This window comes from Pseudomonas tremae (assembly GCF_001401155.1).
In the GTDB taxonomy this organism is placed as follows: Bacteria; Pseudomonadota; Gammaproteobacteria; order Pseudomonadales; family Pseudomonadaceae; genus Aquipseudomonas; species Aquipseudomonas tremae.
Window position 1 is genome coordinate 1 of the sequence record NZ_LJRO01000508.1, and the last position, 16871, is coordinate 16871.

Genomic DNA, 16871 nt, shown 5'->3' on the forward strand with positions numbered 1-16871 from the left:
TTGGCCGCACCTTCATCGCCGAACTGTGCCACTGGCGGCAGCGCAGGATGGTGGGCAAAATGGCTTGCATCGGCAAACATTGCACCCAGCACTCGGCTGGTGGTCGGATGCTCAATGCTGCGGTGATACTTGCAGTTGAGGTTGGCAGCGGTGAAATGCACCCGGCCATCGGCCGTGTCGGCACTGGGGCTGACCGTAGCAGCGTTAGCCACCCACATGCTCGACGCCGAGCAACTGGCGACCAGCAATGGCATGTCCTGGCGGGCAGCCTTTTCGATCACCTGGGCATCGCTGCCGGTAAAACCCAACTGACGCAGACCGGCAACGTCTGGTCGTTCCTGAGGCGCGAGTACACCCTGGGTAAAGCCCAGGTCCATCAGCGCCTTCATTTTCGCCAGACCCTGCAGCGCCGCCTCACGCGGGTTCGCGCATTGCTGGCTGTTACTCTGGGACGCAACGTTACCGTAGGACAACCCGCCGTAGTTGTGGGTTGGCCCGACCAGACCGTCAAAATTCACTTCACAGGACTTCATCGGCAAGGCTCCGTGGATCTGTTTTCATAAGCATTCGTGGCGCACACAGTCAGTTCAGCCTGATACCGGGGGTCAATGTCGCGGGCAAGGTCAGGCTGGCGGCTTCCAGCGAGGCGACCGGATACGCGCAATAATCGGCAGCGTAATAAGCGCTGGCCCGGTGGTTGCCCGAAGCACCTATGCCACCGAATGGCGCGCTGCTGGCAGCCCCGGTCAGTTGCCTGTTCCAGTTGACGATACCGGCACGGCTCTGCAGCCAGAACTGCTGATAGCGCGCTTGCGAATCAGACAGCAAGCCGGCTGCAAGACCGTACCGAGTGGCATTGGCTTCGGCGATGGCTGCGTCAAACCCGGCATAGCGGATAACCTGCAGAAGCGGGCCGAACAGTTCTTCGTCGGGCCTGTTCAACACAGCACTGACATCGATAATGCCCGGCGTCAGCAGCGCAGCGGCGGGCTGCGGCTGGCGCATCTCCAGCAAGGTCACTGCACCGCTGGCAAGCAATTGGCGTTGCGCGTCCATCAACACGCGCGCGGCCTCCAGGGAAATCACCGAGCCCATGAACGGCGCCGGCTGCTGATCGAACGATCCGACTTCAAGCGTCGCACTGACCGCCACCAGGCGAGCCAGAAAGGCGTCGCCCCAGTCGCCCTCGGGCACCAGCAAACGACGCGCACAGGTACAACGCTGACCTGCAGAAATGAATGCCGACTGAATGACGGTGTACACCGCCGCTTCGATATCCTGGACCTGATCGACCACCAATGGATTGTTACCGCCCATTTCCAGCGCGAGAATCTTGTCGGGACGCCCGGCAAACTGCTGGTGCAAAGTATTACCGGTACGACTCGATCCAGTGAAAAACAGGCCGTCGATACCTGGGTTGGCCGCCAGCGCAATGCCGGTTTCACGCCCACCCTGCAGCAGGTTCAGCACACCGGCAGGCAGCCCGGCGTCGATCCAGCACTTGACTGTCAGTTCGGCGACTTTCGGCGTCAGTTCGCTGGGTTTGAACAACACCGTGTTGCCGGCCAGCAGAGCCGGCACGATATGGCCGTTCGGCAAGTGACCGGGAAAGTTGTAAGGCCCGAATACTGCAACCACACCATGTGGTTTGTGGCGCAAGACCGCCGTGGCGTCGCCGAGCGGGCCACTTTTTTCGCCGGTTCTTTCGCGATAGGCCTGCACTGAAATATTGACCTTGTTGATCATGCTGGTCACTTCGGTTGCCGATTCCCACAGCGGCTTGCCGGTTTCCTCACCAATGCACTGCGCCAGCTCATCAGCGTGCTGCCGAAGGCTGTCAGCAAAGGCTTCCAGCACGACGATACGCTGGTCCAGCGAGCGAAGCGCCCAGTCGGGAAACGCCTGCCGGGCGGCACAAGTGGCCTGCCCGACCTGCTCTGCTGTCGCGCCGTGCCCGGACCACAGCGCTTGCTGGGTAACCGGGTTCAAGGAAGTGAACAGCTCGCCCTGCCCTTCCTGCCAGTTACCTGCAATATACAACGTACTCATCAAAGGCCCTCCCGCGTCGCAGACAACGGCACCGCACGCACATTGTCCCCGGCGCTCATGCGCAGCTGCCTGGCGGTTTTCGGATCGACCACCAGTGTGCCGGCAGCAAAACGCGCAGCCGCTACGGTGATGCGGCAGTCTTCACGCTTGCGGTTGTAGATCAGAAACTGCGGCGCGTCGTCGCCCGGTGTGCCGATGGCCAGCACCAGTGCCTGGCTGTCCCTCACCGCGCGAATCTTGCCGGTTTCGCATTCGATGGCCGGGCCTGCATCGAAGATGTCAACATAGCCCTGATACGAGAAGCCCTCGCCCTTGAGCATGGCCAGCGCCGGCTCGGTGTCCGCGTGTACACGGCCGATCACGCTGCGTGCGTCTTCGGAAAGAAAGCAGCTGTACAGTGGAAACTTGGGCATCAGCTCGGCGATGAACGCCTTGTTGCCCACACCGGTCAGGTAGTCAGCCTGACTGAATTCCATCTTGAAAAAATGCCGTCCCAGACTTTCCCAGAATGGCGAGCGGCCATTTTCGTCGGACATGCCGCGCATTTCGGCAATGATCTTGTTGCCGAACAACTTCGGGAATTCGGCAATGAACAGCATGCGCGCTTTCGACAACAGGCGACCGTTGAGGCCGTTGCGCGAATCACTGTGCAGAAACAGCGAACACAACTCGGAATTGCCCGTCAGGTCATTGGCCAGAAACAGCGTCGGAATTTCCCGGTAAATGTTCAGTTCCTGCGACGCACTGACCGTCAGCCCGACCCGGTAGTTGTACCAGGGCTCGCGCAGCCCGACCGCACCGGCGATGGCGGAAATTCCGACCACACGGCCGTCGTCGTCTTCGAGCACGAACAGGTAGTCCGCGTCACCGCGCTCGGCTTCTCCGCGAAAGGTCTTTTCAGCCCAGCCGACCCGATGGGCCAGACGCTGCTCATTGGCAGGCAGGGTCGTCAGACCGGCGCCGGTGCTGCGCGCCAGCTCGATCAGCGCGGGCAAGTCGCTGCTGCGTACGGGACGAACGATCATGTTTTCTCCTCAGCGGCTCATCGAGAGCCTTGAAACTCACTAATCAACAATCGAACGTCTGGCTCAGACCGCCACGATCCGCACACTGGCACCTTCACCGACACCCAGCGCGTCGGCGGCCTGCAGGCTCAGCACCACAGGTCGGCCAGGCGCCCAGTCCAGTTCCAGCAATACCGCGCGGTAATCCTGCAACAGGCCATTGGCAACCAGGTACAGACGACCGCCCTTACCGACGTCGCTGCCTGGCCCGGCCTCGACCTTGACCGGCACCAGACGGCTCTGCGCGATGGAACGGATGCCGGATACCTTGGCATGCAGCGTGGGGCCACCGTCGAAGATGTCGATGTAATGATCGGTTTCAAAGCCTTCGCGCATCAGTATGTCGAAGGTGATCTGTGCCCGCGGATGGACCTGCCCCATCGCTTCCTGCGCAGCATCGGGCAGCAAGGGCACGTAGATTGGGTAATGCGGCATCAGCTCGGCGAGGAAGGTCCGGCTTTTCAGCCCGCACAAACGTTCGGCAGCGGCGTAATTGAGGTCGAAAAAGTTGCGCCCGATCGCATCCCAGAATGGCGAGTCGCCCTGTTCGTCGCTGTAACCGACGATTTCGGTGACCACTGAATCGGCAAAGCGCTCGGGATGACTGGCGACAAACAGCAGACGGCCACGCGAGTTGAGCTCCGACCAAGAGGTGCCCACCAATTCGGGGACGACATAGAAGCTGGTCAGCAGGCTGTTGCCGGTCAGGTCGTGGCACTGCGACAGGACGTGAATCTTGTTATGGATCTTCAGTTCGCGCGAAGCATGCACGAAGGTTTCGTTGCGAAAGCTGTAGAACGGTTCGGAATAGCCTGCCGAGGCGACGATACCGGAACAGCCGACGAGCTTGCCGCTCTCGCTGTCTTCCAGCACGAAGAAGTAGGTTTCCTCGCCATTGAAGCTGACTTCGGCGGCAAACGATGCCTCCGACGAGCCTATCTTGTCGGTCAGACGGCCAGCATCGTCGGGCAAGGACGTGACACCGATAGGGCTGTCGGCAGCGAGGCGTTGGACCTCGGCCAGATCAGCCATTTGCGCAGGGCGCATTACCAGCATGGTGCCACTCCTTGTAGATCGACCGGTGTCTGCGACCGGCGCTGATAAATGCGCCATGCAGCGTGATGCTGCACAGCGCAGGAAAATGTCCGGTGCCAGCCCGTCGGGCAAGCACCGGAAGACAGCAGTAGAATCAGGACGTCAGCTTGGCAATGGCGCGTTCGAAGCGGTTCAGGCCCTCTTCGATGTCTGCGTCTTCAATCACCAGGCTCGGGGCGAAACGAATCACGTCGGGACCAGCTTGCAGGATCATCAGGTCTTGGGCCTCGGCCGCATTGAAGATGTCCTTGGCCTTGCCTTTCCAGGCATCGGACAGCACACAACCGATCAACAGGCCCAGACCACGCACCTCGGTGAACACGCCGTACTGTTGGCCGATGCTTTCCAGACGGGTCTTGAATTGCTGATGCTTGCGCTTCACGCCAGCCAGCACTTCAGGTGTGTTGATGACGTCGATTACCGCTTCGCCTACAGCGCACGCCAGCGGGTTGCCGCCATAGGTGGTGCCGTGAACGCCTACCGCAAAGTGCTTCGCCAGCTTTTCAGTAGTCAGCATGGCTGCCAACGGGAAGCCGCCGCCGATACTTTTGGCGCTGGAAAGGATGTCCGGGGTCACGCCGTAATGCATGTAGGCGAACAGATGACCGCTCCGGCCCATGCCGCTTTGCACTTCGTCGAAGACCAGCAGTGCGTTGTGCTCGTCACACAGTTTGCGCGCGCCTTGCAGGTATTCCAGTTGACCCGGCAAAACGCCGCCTTCGCCCTGAATCGGCTCCAGCACTACAGCGCAGGTCTTGTCAGTCACGGCTGCTTTCAAGGCTTCGAGATCGTTGTAAGGCACATGGCTGATGCCGGTGATCTTCGGCCCGAAACCGTCGGAGTACTTTGGCTGCCCGCCCACGCTGACGGTAAACAGGGTACGGCCGTGAAAACTGTTCACCGCCGCGATGATTTCGTACTTGTCAGGGCCGTGCAGGTCATGCGCCACGCGGCGCGCCAGCTTGAAGGCTGCTTCGTTGGCTTCGGCACCCGAGTTGCAAAAGAACACGCGCTCGGCGAAGGTCGCATCCACCAGCTTTTTGGCCAGACGCAGCGTCGGCTCGTTGGTGAACACATTGGACACATGCCAGAGGTTATTGGCCTGCTCGGTCAAGGCACCGACCAGCGCCGGATGGCAGTGGCCCAATACGTTGACGGCGATCCCGCCCGAAAAATCCACCAGTTCGCGCCCCGCCTGATCCCAGACCCGGGAGCCCGCACCGCGCACAGGAATGAACCCGGCCGGGGCGTAGTTGGGGACCATTACCTGGTCGAAATCGGCGCGTTGCACCGCAGCATGCTCAACGGACATCGGAGTCTCCTGATGAGGAACGCCTGCCTGAAACTGGCGAGCGATGGGAAGATTGTAAGGACTGAATTCTGTTCGGCCTTGCCGCCAGGCGACAACTTGTTACAGCGCAAAACCGGGTTTTTTCAAGGTTTTCGGCAATGCGACATATTGCGTCACAAAGACGCAGTTTAAACAGATTGAGCATGAGTGTCTGGACCTGAGCTGTCGGTACAGCACTTCTGCTGTGACAACAGGATCAGCCGCGCTCGGCAGGCACCGGCGAAAGCTCGAACGGGCTGCTGCTGCGGCGCTGATTACGGTCTTCACGCGGCGTGGCGCCAAAGAAATTGCGATAGGCGCTGGAGAAGTGTGGCCCCGATGAAAACCCGCAGGAGAGGCCGATCTGAATGATCGACTTGCTGGTCTGCATCAGCATCTGGCGCGCCTTGTTCAGGCGCAGTTCCAGGTAGTACTGGCTGGGCACGCGATTGAGGTATTGCTTGAAGATGCGCTCCAGCTGGCGGCGCGACACGCACACGTGCTGGGCGATTTCATCGGTGGTCAACGGCTCTTCGATATTGGCTTCCATCAACAGCACCGCCTGGGTCAGCTTCGGATGACTGGAGCCCAGACGGTTCTGCAATGGAATGCGCTGCCGCTCGCCACCTTCGCGAATGCGTTCGACCACTAGTTCTTCGGACACCGCCCCAGCCAGTTCGGCGCCATGATCGCGGGACAGCACCGCCAGCAGCAAGTCGAGCACCGACATGCCGCCGCAGGCGGTGAGACGATCGCGGTCCCAGTCGAACAGATGGCTGGTGGCGATGACCTTCGGAAAACGCTCAGCGAAATCATCCTGCCAGCGCCAGTGGACCGCAGCGCGATAGCCGTCCAGCAGACCCAATTGAGCAAGCGGATAAACCCCTGCCGACAGCCCGCCGATCGAACAGCCGGCACGTACCAGTTGCTTGAGTGCGCTGCTCAGCGCCGGCGCCACGGCTGCAGGCGGCTCATCAGCCAGCAGAAACAGCTTGTGCAAACCTTCCAGCTGCCCGGCCCACGGCTCACCCGGCAACTGCCACCCACCAGTGACGGGAGCAGCGTCGGCAGCCTCGGCCTGCAGAAACGACAATTCGTAGACCACTTCAGGATGTACGCGTTGAGCAACGCGCAGGGCTTCCTCGGCAAGCGCCAGGGTCAGGGCTTTGGTGCCAGGCCAGACGAGGAAACCGATTCGATGGGCAGTCATTGGGAGATCCGATACGTATTGCCGCAAAAGCCGGGCCTGTGGAGAAAGGCTCGATCTGGAACATCCAGGTCACGTCGCGCGTCGCGCAGCATGACCTGTTCTGCCATAAAAAGGCACCGCCAGGCGATGCCGATCGTCACTTGAGGCTGCCGGACAGAAACTGTTGCAGGCGCTCGGTCTGCGGATTGGCCAGCACTTCACGCGGGTTGCCGCGCTCCAGTACGACGCCCTGGTGCAGGAAAACCAGTTGATTGGAGACTTCACGGGCAAAGCCCATTTCATGAGTGACCACCACCATGGTCCGGCCTTCCTGAGCCAGGCCCTGCATGACCTTGAGCACGTCGCCGACCAGCTCAGGGTCGAGCGCCGAAGTCGGTTCGTCAAACAGCATGACTTCGGGTTCCATCGCCAATGCACGAGCGATCGCCACCCGCTGCTGCTCGCCGCCGGACATGTGTCCAGGGTATGCATCCTTGCGATGGGAAACCCCGACCTTGGCCAGGTAATGCTCGGCTTTTTCCAGCGCTTCCTTTTTCGACACGCCCAGAACGTGAACCGGGGCCTCGATGATGTTCTGCAAAGCCGTCATGTGCGACCACAGGTTGAAATGCTGAAACACCATCGACAGCCGCGAGCGCATGCGCTGCAGTTGCCTGGCGTCCGCAGCCTTCAGGCCGCCCTCTTTGTTCGGCACCAGCTTCAACTCTTCGTTGTTGAGCAGGATCTTGCCGGCATGGGGCTGTTCGAGCAGGTTGATGCAGCGCAGGAAGGTACTTTTCCCGGAGCCGCTGGAGCCGATGATGCTGATCACATCGCCAGCCTTGGCGGTCAGGGAAATACCCTTGATCACTTCGTGACTGCCATAGCGCTTGTGCAGATCCTGCACTTCCAGTTTGTTCATGCTTTCGGTTCCCACAGAACGGTCAATCACTGAGCAGACGTCCATGACGCAGCGCGGTACGCCCCGCCACTTTGGCCAGCCAGAAACCGGGTTGAGCGTAGCGAAGCCGCTCGATGGCGAACAACACCCCGGCAGTATTCGCACAAAGGGTACTGACCTGATCGGACAGAGGGTCGATGACTTCAAAGAGCGGGTCGCCAACTTCGACCCTGTCACCCGCCGCGCGCAGGAACGTCACCACGCCAGGGTGCGGCGCGTAGAGCAATTCGGTGCCTTCGAACGGCATGCCTTCACAGGCTTCATGGGCGGGCTGCGGCCAGTCGCCGCCAATGAAGCCTTGCTCCGCCAGAAACGCCAGAATGCCTTCAGCATGCGCTTCGGCCTGGGGCTTGCCGGTATCGGCCTGACCGCCCAGCTCAATGGTGGTGGACAGACACGCCAGCGGGATTTGTGCTTGCGGGAAAATACGCGAAAGGCGCAGCCACGGCAGCGAACAGGCTTCATCGAATGAGCTGCCGCCGGAGTCCTCGGCCAGCAGCGCCACTTGAATATTCAAGTGCGCCGACAGTGAACGCCATTGCGGCCAGTGCTGCGGCAAGGCGTACATGTGCAGCGCGGCGTCGGCGTCACAGTGCAGGTCGAGCACCACATCGGCAATGCAGGCATGCTTGAGCAGGATGCGTTGCATGCCCTGCAACTCGGATTGCGCAGCGGGCAGGCCCTCCAGCGCAGTGGTCATCGCCTGACGAATCAACTGGGTGTTGGCGCGCGGGTCATCGCCCAACTGGCCTTCCAGCAACTCGGCGACCGGATCGCTCAGTTCGGTGAAGTCACGGTTGAAATTCTTGCCGCTGCCGAACTCGAAACGGCCTTGGTGCGCGCCTTGCAGCAATTGCCCCAGACCCAGCGGGTTGGCGACCGGCACCAGTTCGACGACACCCTTGAGAAGACCTTGCCGCTCCAGCTCGGTGAGACGCTTTTTCAGCTCCCAGGCGGTGCGCATCCCGGGCAGCTCATCGGCGTGCAGGCTGGCCTGAATATACGCTTTGCGCTCGCCCGTACCGAAGCGGAAGACGCTGAGCGTACGCTCGGTGCCGAGGGTGCTCCACGGCAATACATGATCGATTCTTTGCATTTCAGGCCTTCCGTGGGGCGAGGTAGCCCAGCCAGCGGCGTTCGGCGATCTTGAACAGCCGCACCAGAATGAATGTCAGGCACAGATAGAAGACGCCTGCGGTGATGTAAGCCTCGAAAGGCAGGTAGAACTGCGCGTTGACCGTGCGCGCCGCGCCGGTGATGTCGATCAGGGTCACGATGGACGCCAGACTGGTGGTCTGCAGCATCATGATCACCTCGTTGCTGTACTGCGGCAGGGCCCTGCGCAAGGCTGACGGCAGCAAAATGCGACGGTACATTTTGGCCTTGGACATGCCCATCGCTCGCGCGGCCTCGATCTCGCCGGCTGGCGTAGCCTTAAGGCTTCCGGCAATGATCTCGGCGGTATAAGCGCTGGTGTTGATCGCAAACGCCAGGCATGCGCAGAACGTTGCGCTGGACAGCCACGGCCACAGGAAGCTTTCGCGCACCGCGTCGAACTGGGCCAGCCCGTAGTAGATCAGGAACAACTGAACCAGCATCGGTGTGCCACGAATCACGTAGGTGTACAGCCAGGCCGGCAGGTTCACCCACGGGTTTTTCGAGACCCGCATCAAGCCCAGCGGCAACGCTGCAAGCAGCCCGAAGCCGAGAGAGATAGCCAGCAGTTTGAGGGTCGTCAGCAGGCCGTCAAAGTACAGCGGCAGGTTTTCCCAGATCATGTTGTAGTCGAAGATCATAGGTCAGCCGCCTTGACGCCTACCGAGTAGCGTTTTTCCAGATAACGCAGCGCGAGCAGCGAAACACTGGTAATGACCAGATACATCGCTGCAACCGCCAGAAAGAAGGTGAACGGCTCGCGGGTGGCATCGGCCGCCTGCTTGGCCTTGAACATCATGTCTTGCAGACCGACCACGGAGATCAGCGCGGTGGCCTTGGTCAGCACCAGCCAGTTATTGGTGAAACCGGGTATCGCCAGACGAATCATCTGCGGCACCAGAATGCGGAAAAACACCTTGCCACTGCTCAGGCCATACGCCATACCCGCTTCGGCCTGACCTTTGGGAATCGCCATGAACGCCCCGCGGAAGGTTTCCGAGAGGTAGGCCCCGAAGATGAACCCCAACGTGCAGATACCGGCCAGCAAGGGATCGAGATCGATGTAGTCATCGAAACCCAGCAGCGGCGCGACGCGATTGAGCAGGTCCTGGCCGCCATAGAAGATCAGCAGGATCAGTACCAGATCGGGAATGCCACGAATGACCGTGCTGTACAGATCGCCCAGCCAGGCGATCCAGCGCACCGGAGAAAGACGCAGTGCCACGCCGATCAGACCGAGAACGATCGCCAGAGCCATCGACGACAGGGCCAGCTGCAACGTCAGCCAGGCGCCTTCGAGGATGACAGCTCCGTAACCTTTCAACATGATGTGAGGTCCTCAAGCGTGGAATGAAAATGGCGCAAACCAGGCAACCCTGTCTGCGCCATCTTGCTCATCGACTGTGTAACGACTTATTTGCCGTAGATATCGAAGTCGAAGTACTTGTCCTAGATTGCCTTGTACTTGCCATTGGCGCGAATCGCGGCGATGGCAGCGTTGAGGCGGTCGAGGTTGGCCTTGTCACCCTTGCGCACGGCAATGCCGATGCCGTCACCGAAGTATTTCGGGTCGGTGAACGATGGGCCGGTGAACGCGTAGCCCTTGCCGGAATCGGTTTTCAGGAAGCCGTCCTGCAGCAGCGTCGCGTCAGCGATGGTGCCGTCCAGACGACCCGCGCCGATGTCCAGGTAGATTTCGTTCTGCGAACCGTATGGGGTAACGATCACACCTGCCGGGGCCAGGACTTCACGGGCAAAACGCTCGTGGATCGAACCGCGCTGCACGCCGATCTTCTTGCCCTTGAGCTCGGCCAGGCTGTCGCTGACCTGGGTGCCTTCCTTCATCACCAGACGCGCTGGAGAGTTGTAGTACTTGCCGGTGAAATCAACGGACTTCTTGCGGTCGTCGGTGATGGACATCGACGACAGGATCGCGTCGATCTTGCGTACTTTCAGTGCCGGGATCAGGCCGTCGAATTCCTGCTCGACCCATGTGCACTTGACCTTCATTTCTTCGCACAGCGCGTTGCCGATGTCGTAGTCGAAACCGACGATGCTGCCATCCGGCGCCTTGGAAGCGAACGGAGGATAAGCTGCTTCGATACCGATTTTCAGCGGTTTTTCGTCAGCGAAGATCGGCTGGGCGAGGACGGACAGCGCCATCGCGCCAATAAGCATGAGCTTTTTCATTTCCAGGACTCCATCGGTAAAGCACGACAAGTGGCAAAGTGAGCAAACGCCCAATGTGCGAAAGGACAATCTCGGGGAGAGCGACGTCAAGCGCGTGACACCGCTTTGGCGGCTCACAGACCTTTGGCGAACAAGGGGCATTTTAACGACAGGCTCGAAGTCGATATTTCTTCAATGCGACAACTAGTTACAGAAGCACATGAAAAGCCCCTCTACGCTATTGACGGAGCAGTTTTCTACTGATCCAGCAGAGCAGGTTCAACCTGTCAACGCAGCAAAAAGCGCGCCCATTATTGGCAAAGCCTTTGAATCCGGCAAGCCCAGCGTTCCACATGCTGAATTTAAAGCCCTTGTACGTCGTTCTTTCCTACAAACACGCCGGAGACTGTCCTATAACGAAGCGCCTCCCACAAACGCTGTGTAAACCTGTAACAACCCGATATATATCCCGTTTGCGCTTCAAGGCGCAGAAACACAAGCGCCCCGCCCGGCTTTCACCGGACGGGGCGCTCTACACTTAACGATCAGGCTGCGTTCATGGTCTTGTGCGTATCGATCAGGTGCTGCACGACGCCTGGATCAGCCAGGGTAGAGATGTCGCCCAACGCATCGTATTCGGCGGTAGCGATCTTGCGCAGGATACGGCGCATGATCTTGCCCGAGCGGGTCTTCGGCAGGCCGGGCGCCCACTGAATGAAGTCCGGCGAGGCAATCGGGCCGATTTCCTTGCGCACCCAGTTGCGCAATTCGGTGCGCAGCGCATCGCTGGGTTCTTCGCCGGCGTTGAGGGTGACATAGACGTAGATGCCCTGCCCTTTCAGATCATGCGGCACGCCAACCACTGCCGCTTCGGCGACCTTGGGATGCGCAACCATCGCGCTTTCGATCTCGGCCGTACCCATGCGGTGCCCGGAAACGTTGAGCACATCGTCCACGCGTCCGGTGATCCAGAAATAACCATCCTCGTCACGACGCGCGCCGTCACCGGTGAAGTACATACCCCGGAACGTCTTGAAGTAGGTGTCGACGAAACGGTCGTGGTCGCCATACAGCGTGCGCGACTGACCCGGCCAGGAGTCGAGAATCACCAGGTTGCCCTCGGCAGCGCCTTCGATCAGGTTGCCCAGGTTATCTACCAGCGCAGGGATCACGCCAAAGAACGGCCGAGTGGCAGAGCCTGGCTTCAAGGCCGTTGCGCCCGGCAACGGGCTGATCAGAATGCCGCCGGTCTCGGTCTGCCACCAAGTGTCGACAATCGGGCAATTCTGCTTGCCGACGGTGTTGTAATACCAGCCCCAGGCCTCCGGATTGATCGGCTCGCCGACCGAACCCAGCAGGCGCAGACTGGACCCGTCGGCGCCTTCGACCGACTTGGTGCCTTCAGCCATCATGGCGCGAATCGCAGTCGGGGCAGTGTAGAGAATATTGACTTTGTGCTTGTCGATGATCTTCGACACACGGGTGATGTCCGGATAGTTCGGCACGCCTTCAAACAGCAAGGTGGTCGCGCCATTGGCCAACGGGCCATACACGATGTAACTGTGCCCGGTGACCCAGCCGACGTCCGCAGTGCACCAGTAGACTTCTCCCGGCTTGTAATCGAACACGCGCTCGTGGGTCAGCGCTGCGTAAAGCAGGTAGCCCGCCGTGGTGTGCAACACGCCTTTGGGTTTGCCGGTCGAGCCGGAGGTGTAAAGGATGAACAGCGATTCCTCGGCACCCATCTCTTTGGGCGCGCAGGTGCTGGATGCCACTTCGAGCAGGGCGTGATACCAGATGTCCCGATGACGGTTCCACTCGATTTCACCGCCGGTGCGCTTGCAGACAATGACCTTCTGCACGCTGCTGGTTTCCGGGTTGGTCAGCGCGCGGTCGACGTTGGCCTTGAGCGCGGTCTTCTTGCCACCCCGCAGGCCTTCGTCTGCGGTAATGACGACCTTGGAGCTGCAATCGATGATGCGGCCGGCCAGCGCTTCGGGTGAGAAACCGCCGAACACGACCGAGTGAATGGCACCGATCCGGGCGCACGCCAGCATGGCGACCACAGCCTCGGGGATCATTGGCATGTAAATGGTGACGACATCGCCACGGTGCACGTCCTGACCACGCAGAGCGTTGGCGAACTTGCAGACTTCTTCGTGTAATTCGCGGTAGGTGATTTCACGATGTTCCGAGGGGTCATCACCTTCCCAGATGATTGCGATGCTGTCGCCGCGCTCTGCCAAGTGGCGGTCCAGACAGTTGTAGGCAACGTTCAAGGTGCCATCGGCGAACCACTTGATGTCGACACGGTGATCGTCGAATGAGGTCTGTTTGACCACGGTGAACGGTTTGATCCAGTCGAGCCGCTGCGCCTGTTCACGCCAGAAACCGTCCGGGTTGACCACCGACTGCTGGTACATGGCCTTGTAGGTCGCTTCATCCGTCAGCGTAGTCGCTGCGACTTCTGGGCGGACGGGGTACAGGGAAGCTGCACTCATCTTGGTTACCTCGGTGGATAGTTGTTGTTTTATGCACCCGTTGTATCCCGCTACACCCCGAGGAGCCATTCGACGTTGGTATTACCGGCGGGGCCGGGGTTTCAGCGGCAGGTGCGATTGCCGGAAGCGTCATCCGGATTATTACCGTTTTGATGAAAGCGCTTATCCAAAGCCTTTATATATGTGGTTTCGCATCAGGCATAGAATTCATCCCGCCAGCAAGGCAAACATCAGCTGCCCCCACGCAGCGTTGTTCCTGATCAAAAAACGCATCACTCACAGCCCGCACATGACGCCAAAAACGTGATGCGGCGGCGCTCACCCTCAAAAAGGTAAAAACGCAATGAAAGCTTCACTAATGGTATTGGCGCTGTGCAGCATCAGCAGCTTGGCCATGGCAGAAGAATCGCAGGCCAAAGTGGCTGCTCAACAAGCCCGTGTCGAACAATATACCTACGGCACTCACCTGGATATCGCCAAGGTCATCTCGATCAGTCAGACCCCCAACGTCTGCGAAGTGGTACCGGCGCGCATGGTCTATGAAGACTCGCAAGGTACGCGGCATGTCATGGGCTATAAGGTGATGGGTAACGGTTGCAGCAACGGTTGATCTTGCGTACCGCTGTGACGCTCGCACGGCGCCTCGCAGAAACCTGTGGCGAGGCGCGTGTCGTACCTTACTGATCCGGCGCGTACAGGTCTTTTTCCTTGCCTGTTTGCTTGCCTATCTGGTGGTCGCGCAACTTGTTGGCGATGGTTGTGTGTGACACACCCAGGCGTTTGGCCAACTGACGACTGCTGGGGTGCTGTGCGTATAACTGCTCCAGTACCGAGCGCTCGAAACGTCCGATAATTGCCTCCAGGCCGCCCTCAAGTGCGCCCTCGGCCAGACCCTGCCCTCCGGCGTAATCCGGCAGACGAATATGCTCGGCCTGCACATGGTTGCCCTCGCACAGCGATACCGCTTGAAACAATACGTTTTCCAGTTGCCGGACGTTGCCCGGCCAATGGTAGTTGCTCAGACGCTTGATAGCCGCAGGCGATATGCCAGGCAGCGGGCAGCCGATCTGGTGGCTGGCGTGATCAAGAAAATGCTCCACCAGTGGCTTGAGCCCGTCCAGACAGTCGCGTAGCGGCGGAATGTGCAACGACAACACGTTCAGGCGGTGATACAGGTCCTGCCGAAATAGCCCGGCGGCGCAGAGTGCTGACAGATCGACCTGGGTCGAACACATGACTCGCACATCGAGAAACATGTCTTCATCACTACCGACCCGACGAAAGCTACCGTCCTGAATAAAGCGCAACAACTTGGCCTGCATGCGCGCGCTCAGCTCACCGACACCATCCAGAAACAGCGTTCCGCCTGCCGTCAGTTCCAGCAGCCCGAGCCGGCCCTCGGCCCGTGCGCCCTCAAATGCACCGGGGTCGTAACCGAACAGTTCGATTTCAGCCATCGACTCTGACAAACCGGCACAGTTGAGCGCCATCAACGGCGACTGGCCGCGCGGGCTGGCGAGGTGACAGGCGCGGGCCAGCAATTCCTTGCCAGTGCCGGTCTCGCCTTCGATCAACAACGGGGCGTCAAGGGGCGCCATGCGCCTTGCTTCGCGAACGACTGCAGCCATGATCCGCGAGCTCTGAAAGATGCTGTCGAACCCTCTCAACTCCTGCTTGCGCACATGATAAATGCGCTCGCCGACCCGATCGGCGCGATGCAATGTCAGCACCGCGCCAGCCATGGCCTCGCTGTCATCGTGTTCCGATTGCAACGGCGCGATATCTGCCAGGAATACATCGCCGCGCACTTTGACACGCAAACCATTGATACGCGACTGGCTGGCCCGCACCAGCTCAGGCAGGTCGAAATCCTCGGCATAGCGCGACAACGGGATGCCCGGCACTTCATCGACACGCACGCCCAGCAACTGGGCGGCGGCGCGATTGGCGGCGACAATGGCGCCAGACATGTCGATGGACAGCACCGGGAACTCCAGCGCGCCCAGCAACGCATTCAGCTCCATGTGCCGCCGCTCGCTGGGCATCAACCCGACACGCTTGACGCCGAACACACCGGTGATCGCCTCGAACTTCGGGCGCAGCGCCTGGAACTGCAGGTTGATCAGGTTCGGGCAGTGCAAATAGATCGCGTCACCATGCTCGCCGCCGACCTCGCCACGCGCCACGTTCACGCCATAGGCAACCAGCAAATCGAGAATATCGCGAAGAATGCCGATGCGGTTCTGGCAATGCACCTTGATGCGCATGAGTGATGTATTCCTGTCAGCGTCGATATTTTTATCGGAAGGCGAACTTGCTCGTAAATAATACGTTACAGCCAGAGACTAATACGACCAGCAAGAACTGCAATCTATGATGCAACCGCGCCTTTCGTAAAGTTTTCGTTACGAAGTGACTGGCAACCCGATCAGATTGCATGCGCCAGGTCGCTGACTTCCCTTCGCAGCCGGAGTATTCCTGCAATCAGAGACTTCACAATAACAACAGCCTTTCAAGGGGATCAGCATGACCCAGACGCACTACGTTGCCCGCGAACCGGATGCTTCGGGTTTCATCGAGTATCCGGCATCCGAACATGCGGTCTGGAACACCCTGATTACCCGGCAACTGAAGATTATAGAAGGCCGCGCTTGCCAGGAATATCTGGACGGTATCGAGCAGTTGGGCCTTCCTGACGACCGTATCCCGCAGCTTGGCGAGATCAACAAGGTGCTCGGTGAGACCACTGGCTGGCAGGTTGAACGTGTGCCTGCGCTGATCCCCTTCCAGACCTTTTTCGAATTGCTGGCCAGCAAGCGGTTTCCGGTAGCGACGTTTATTCGCAGCGAAGAAGAACTGGACTATCTGCAGGAGCCAGACATTTTTCACGAGATATTCGGCCACTGCCCGCTGCTGACTAACCCGTGGTTTGCCGAATTTACCCACACTTACGGCAAACTGGGCCTGAGTGCCAGTAAGGAACAACGCGTGTACCTGGCGAGGCTGTACTGGATGACCATCGAGTTTGGCCTGGTCGATACGCCGCAAGGCCGGCGCATCTATGGCGGAGGAATTCTCTCCTCTCCGAAGGAAGCGGTTTACAGCGTGTCGTCGGCCCCGGAGCATCAGCCTTTCGACGCACTTGAAGCGATGCGCACCCCCTATCGGATTGATATTCTGCAGCCACTGTACTTTGTCTTGCCGAACCTCAAACGTCTGTTCGATCTGGCTCAGGAAGACATCATGGCGCTGGTCGCGCAAGGTATGCAGCTAGGCTTGCACGCCCCAAAATTCCCGCCTAAACCCAAAAGCAACGCTGCCTGACTTGCAGCCAGACCTTTGAAAAGGAAACCTGTTT

The 16871-nt window shown here is 59.7% G+C and carries 15 protein-coding genes; 2 read left to right on the forward strand and 13 right to left on the reverse strand.

The window, feature by feature from the left end; genetic code table 11:
• The 12 genes from ALO43_RS27490 to acs form a co-directional block, all read right to left on the reverse strand.
• A partial coding sequence (locus tag ALO43_RS27490; protein ID WP_174518526.1) for an N-succinylarginine dihydrolase occupies positions 1–533 on the reverse strand: 533 nt, incomplete at its 3' end.
• Between the two features lie 49 nt (positions 534–582).
• Positions 583–2052, reverse strand: a complete 1470-nt coding sequence (astD, locus tag ALO43_RS27495; protein WP_162235633.1) for a succinylglutamate-semialdehyde dehydrogenase — start codon at positions 2050–2052, stop codon at positions 583–585.
• Positions 2049–3074, reverse strand: a complete 1026-nt coding sequence (gene astA, locus ALO43_RS27500) for an arginine N-succinyltransferase (protein WP_005889890.1) — start codon at positions 3072–3074, stop codon at positions 2049–2051. Before astA ends, astD begins: the two co-directional genes overlap by 4 nt.
• 63 nt (positions 3075–3137) lie before the next feature.
• On the reverse strand, positions 3138–4169 hold the full coding sequence (gene aruF / locus ALO43_RS27505) for an arginine/ornithine succinyltransferase subunit alpha (RefSeq protein ID WP_005889888.1): 1032 nt from the start codon (positions 4167–4169) through the stop codon (positions 3138–3140).
• 133 nt (positions 4170–4302) lie between these two features.
• Positions 4303–5520, reverse strand: coding sequence for an aspartate aminotransferase family protein (locus tag ALO43_RS27510; RefSeq protein WP_024670847.1), 1218 nt, complete (start codon positions 5518–5520; stop codon positions 4303–4305).
• A 235-nt stretch (positions 5521–5755) separates the two neighbouring features.
• Positions 5756–6748, reverse strand: a complete 993-nt coding sequence (gene argR / locus ALO43_RS27515) for a transcriptional regulator ArgR (RefSeq protein ID WP_005889885.1) — start codon at positions 6746–6748, stop codon at positions 5756–5758.
• Positions 6749–6884: 136 nt separating this feature from the next.
• Positions 6885–7649, reverse strand: a complete 765-nt coding sequence (locus ALO43_RS27520) for an ABC transporter ATP-binding protein (RefSeq protein ID WP_024689775.1) — start codon at positions 7647–7649, stop codon at positions 6885–6887.
• A 22-nt stretch (positions 7650–7671) separates the two neighbouring features.
• Positions 7672–8784 carry a succinylglutamate desuccinylase/aspartoacylase family protein gene (locus tag ALO43_RS27525; RefSeq protein ID WP_024670845.1) on the reverse strand — a complete coding sequence of 371 codons (1113 nt, stop codon included), beginning with the start codon at positions 8782–8784 and terminating at the stop codon, positions 7672–7674.
• 1 nt (position 8785) lies between these two features.
• Positions 8786–9484 carry an ABC transporter permease gene (locus ALO43_RS27530; RefSeq protein WP_054998448.1) on the reverse strand — a complete coding sequence of 233 codons (699 nt, stop codon included), beginning with the start codon at positions 9482–9484 and terminating at the stop codon, positions 8786–8788.
• The gene (locus tag ALO43_RS27535) at positions 9481–10170 is read right to left on the reverse strand and encodes an ABC transporter permease (protein ID WP_005889878.1); all 690 of its coding nucleotides are present in this window, start codon (positions 10168–10170) and stop codon (positions 9481–9483) included. Before ALO43_RS27535 ends, ALO43_RS27530 begins: the two co-directional genes overlap by 4 nt.
• 122 nt (positions 10171–10292) lie before the next feature.
• Positions 10293–11033 carry an ABC transporter substrate-binding protein gene (locus tag ALO43_RS27540; RefSeq protein ID WP_054998449.1) on the reverse strand — a complete coding sequence of 247 codons (741 nt, stop codon included), beginning with the start codon at positions 11031–11033 and terminating at the stop codon, positions 10293–10295.
• A gap of 524 nt (positions 11034–11557) precedes the next feature.
• Complete coding sequence (gene acs / locus ALO43_RS27545; protein WP_024670843.1) at positions 11558–13513, reverse strand: acetate--CoA ligase; 1956 nt, start codon at positions 13511–13513, stop codon at positions 11558–11560.
• 343 nt (positions 13514–13856) lie between these two features.
• On the opposite strand from acs, the gene ALO43_RS27550 reads away from it, so the two are divergent.
• Positions 13857–14123: a DUF2790 domain-containing protein gene (locus ALO43_RS27550; protein WP_054998450.1), complete on the forward strand. Its 267-nt coding sequence runs from the start codon at positions 13857–13859 to the stop codon at positions 14121–14123.
• Between the two features lie 67 nt (positions 14124–14190).
• On the opposite strand, the gene ALO43_RS27555 is transcribed toward ALO43_RS27550, so the two are convergent.
• Positions 14191–15780, reverse strand: a complete 1590-nt coding sequence (locus ALO43_RS27555; protein ID WP_054998451.1) for a sigma-54-dependent transcriptional regulator — start codon at positions 15778–15780, stop codon at positions 14191–14193.
• Positions 15781–16039: 259 nt separating this feature from the next.
• On the opposite strand from ALO43_RS27555, the gene phhA reads away from it, so the two are divergent.
• Positions 16040–16837: a phenylalanine 4-monooxygenase gene (phhA, locus tag ALO43_RS27560; RefSeq protein ID WP_024689774.1), complete on the forward strand. Its 798-nt coding sequence runs from the start codon at positions 16040–16042 to the stop codon at positions 16835–16837.
• Positions 16838–16871: the final 34 nt, after the last annotated feature.

Bases quoted from the DNA above. Each gene is read 5' to 3' on its own strand.
- astA (WP_005889890.1), bottom strand. From the start codon at position 3,074: ATGATCGTTCGTCCCGTACGCAGCAGCGACTTGCCCGCGCTGATCGAG.
- aruF (WP_005889888.1), bottom strand. From the start codon at position 4,169: ATGCTGGTAATGCGCCCTGCGCAAATGGCTGATCTGGCCGAGGTCCAA.
- ALO43_RS27510 (WP_024670847.1), bottom strand. From the start codon at position 5,520: ATGTCCGTTGAGCATGCTGCGGTGCAACGCGCCGATTTCGACCAGGTA.
- argR (WP_005889885.1), bottom strand. From the start codon at position 6,748: ATGACTGCCCATCGAATCGGTTTCCTCGTCTGGCCTGGCACCAAAGCC.
- ALO43_RS27520 (WP_024689775.1), bottom strand. From the start codon at position 7,649: ATGAACAAACTGGAAGTGCAGGATCTGCACAAGCGCTATGGCAGTCAC.
- ALO43_RS27525 (WP_024670845.1), bottom strand. From the start codon at position 8,784: ATGCAAAGAATCGATCATGTATTGCCGTGGAGCACCCTCGGCACCGAG.
- ALO43_RS27530 (WP_054998448.1), bottom strand. From the start codon at position 9,484: ATGATCTTCGACTACAACATGATCTGGGAAAACCTGCCGCTGTACTTT.
- ALO43_RS27535 (WP_005889878.1), bottom strand. From the start codon at position 10,170: ATGTTGAAAGGTTACGGAGCTGTCATCCTCGAAGGCGCCTGGCTGACG.
- ALO43_RS27540 (WP_054998449.1), bottom strand. From the start codon at position 11,033: ATGAAAAAGCTCATGCTTATTGGCGCGATGGCGCTGTCCGTCCTCGCC.
- acs (WP_024670843.1), bottom strand. From the start codon at position 13,513: ATGAGTGCAGCTTCCCTGTACCCCGTCCGCCCAGAAGTCGCAGCGACT.
- ALO43_RS27550 (WP_054998450.1), top strand. From the start codon at position 13,857: ATGAAAGCTTCACTAATGGTATTGGCGCTGTGCAGCATCAGCAGCTTG.
- ALO43_RS27555 (WP_054998451.1), bottom strand. From the start codon at position 15,780: ATGCGCATCAAGGTGCATTGCCAGAACCGCATCGGCATTCTTCGCGAT.
- phhA (WP_024689774.1), top strand. From the start codon at position 16,040: ATGACCCAGACGCACTACGTTGCCCGCGAACCGGATGCTTCGGGTTTC.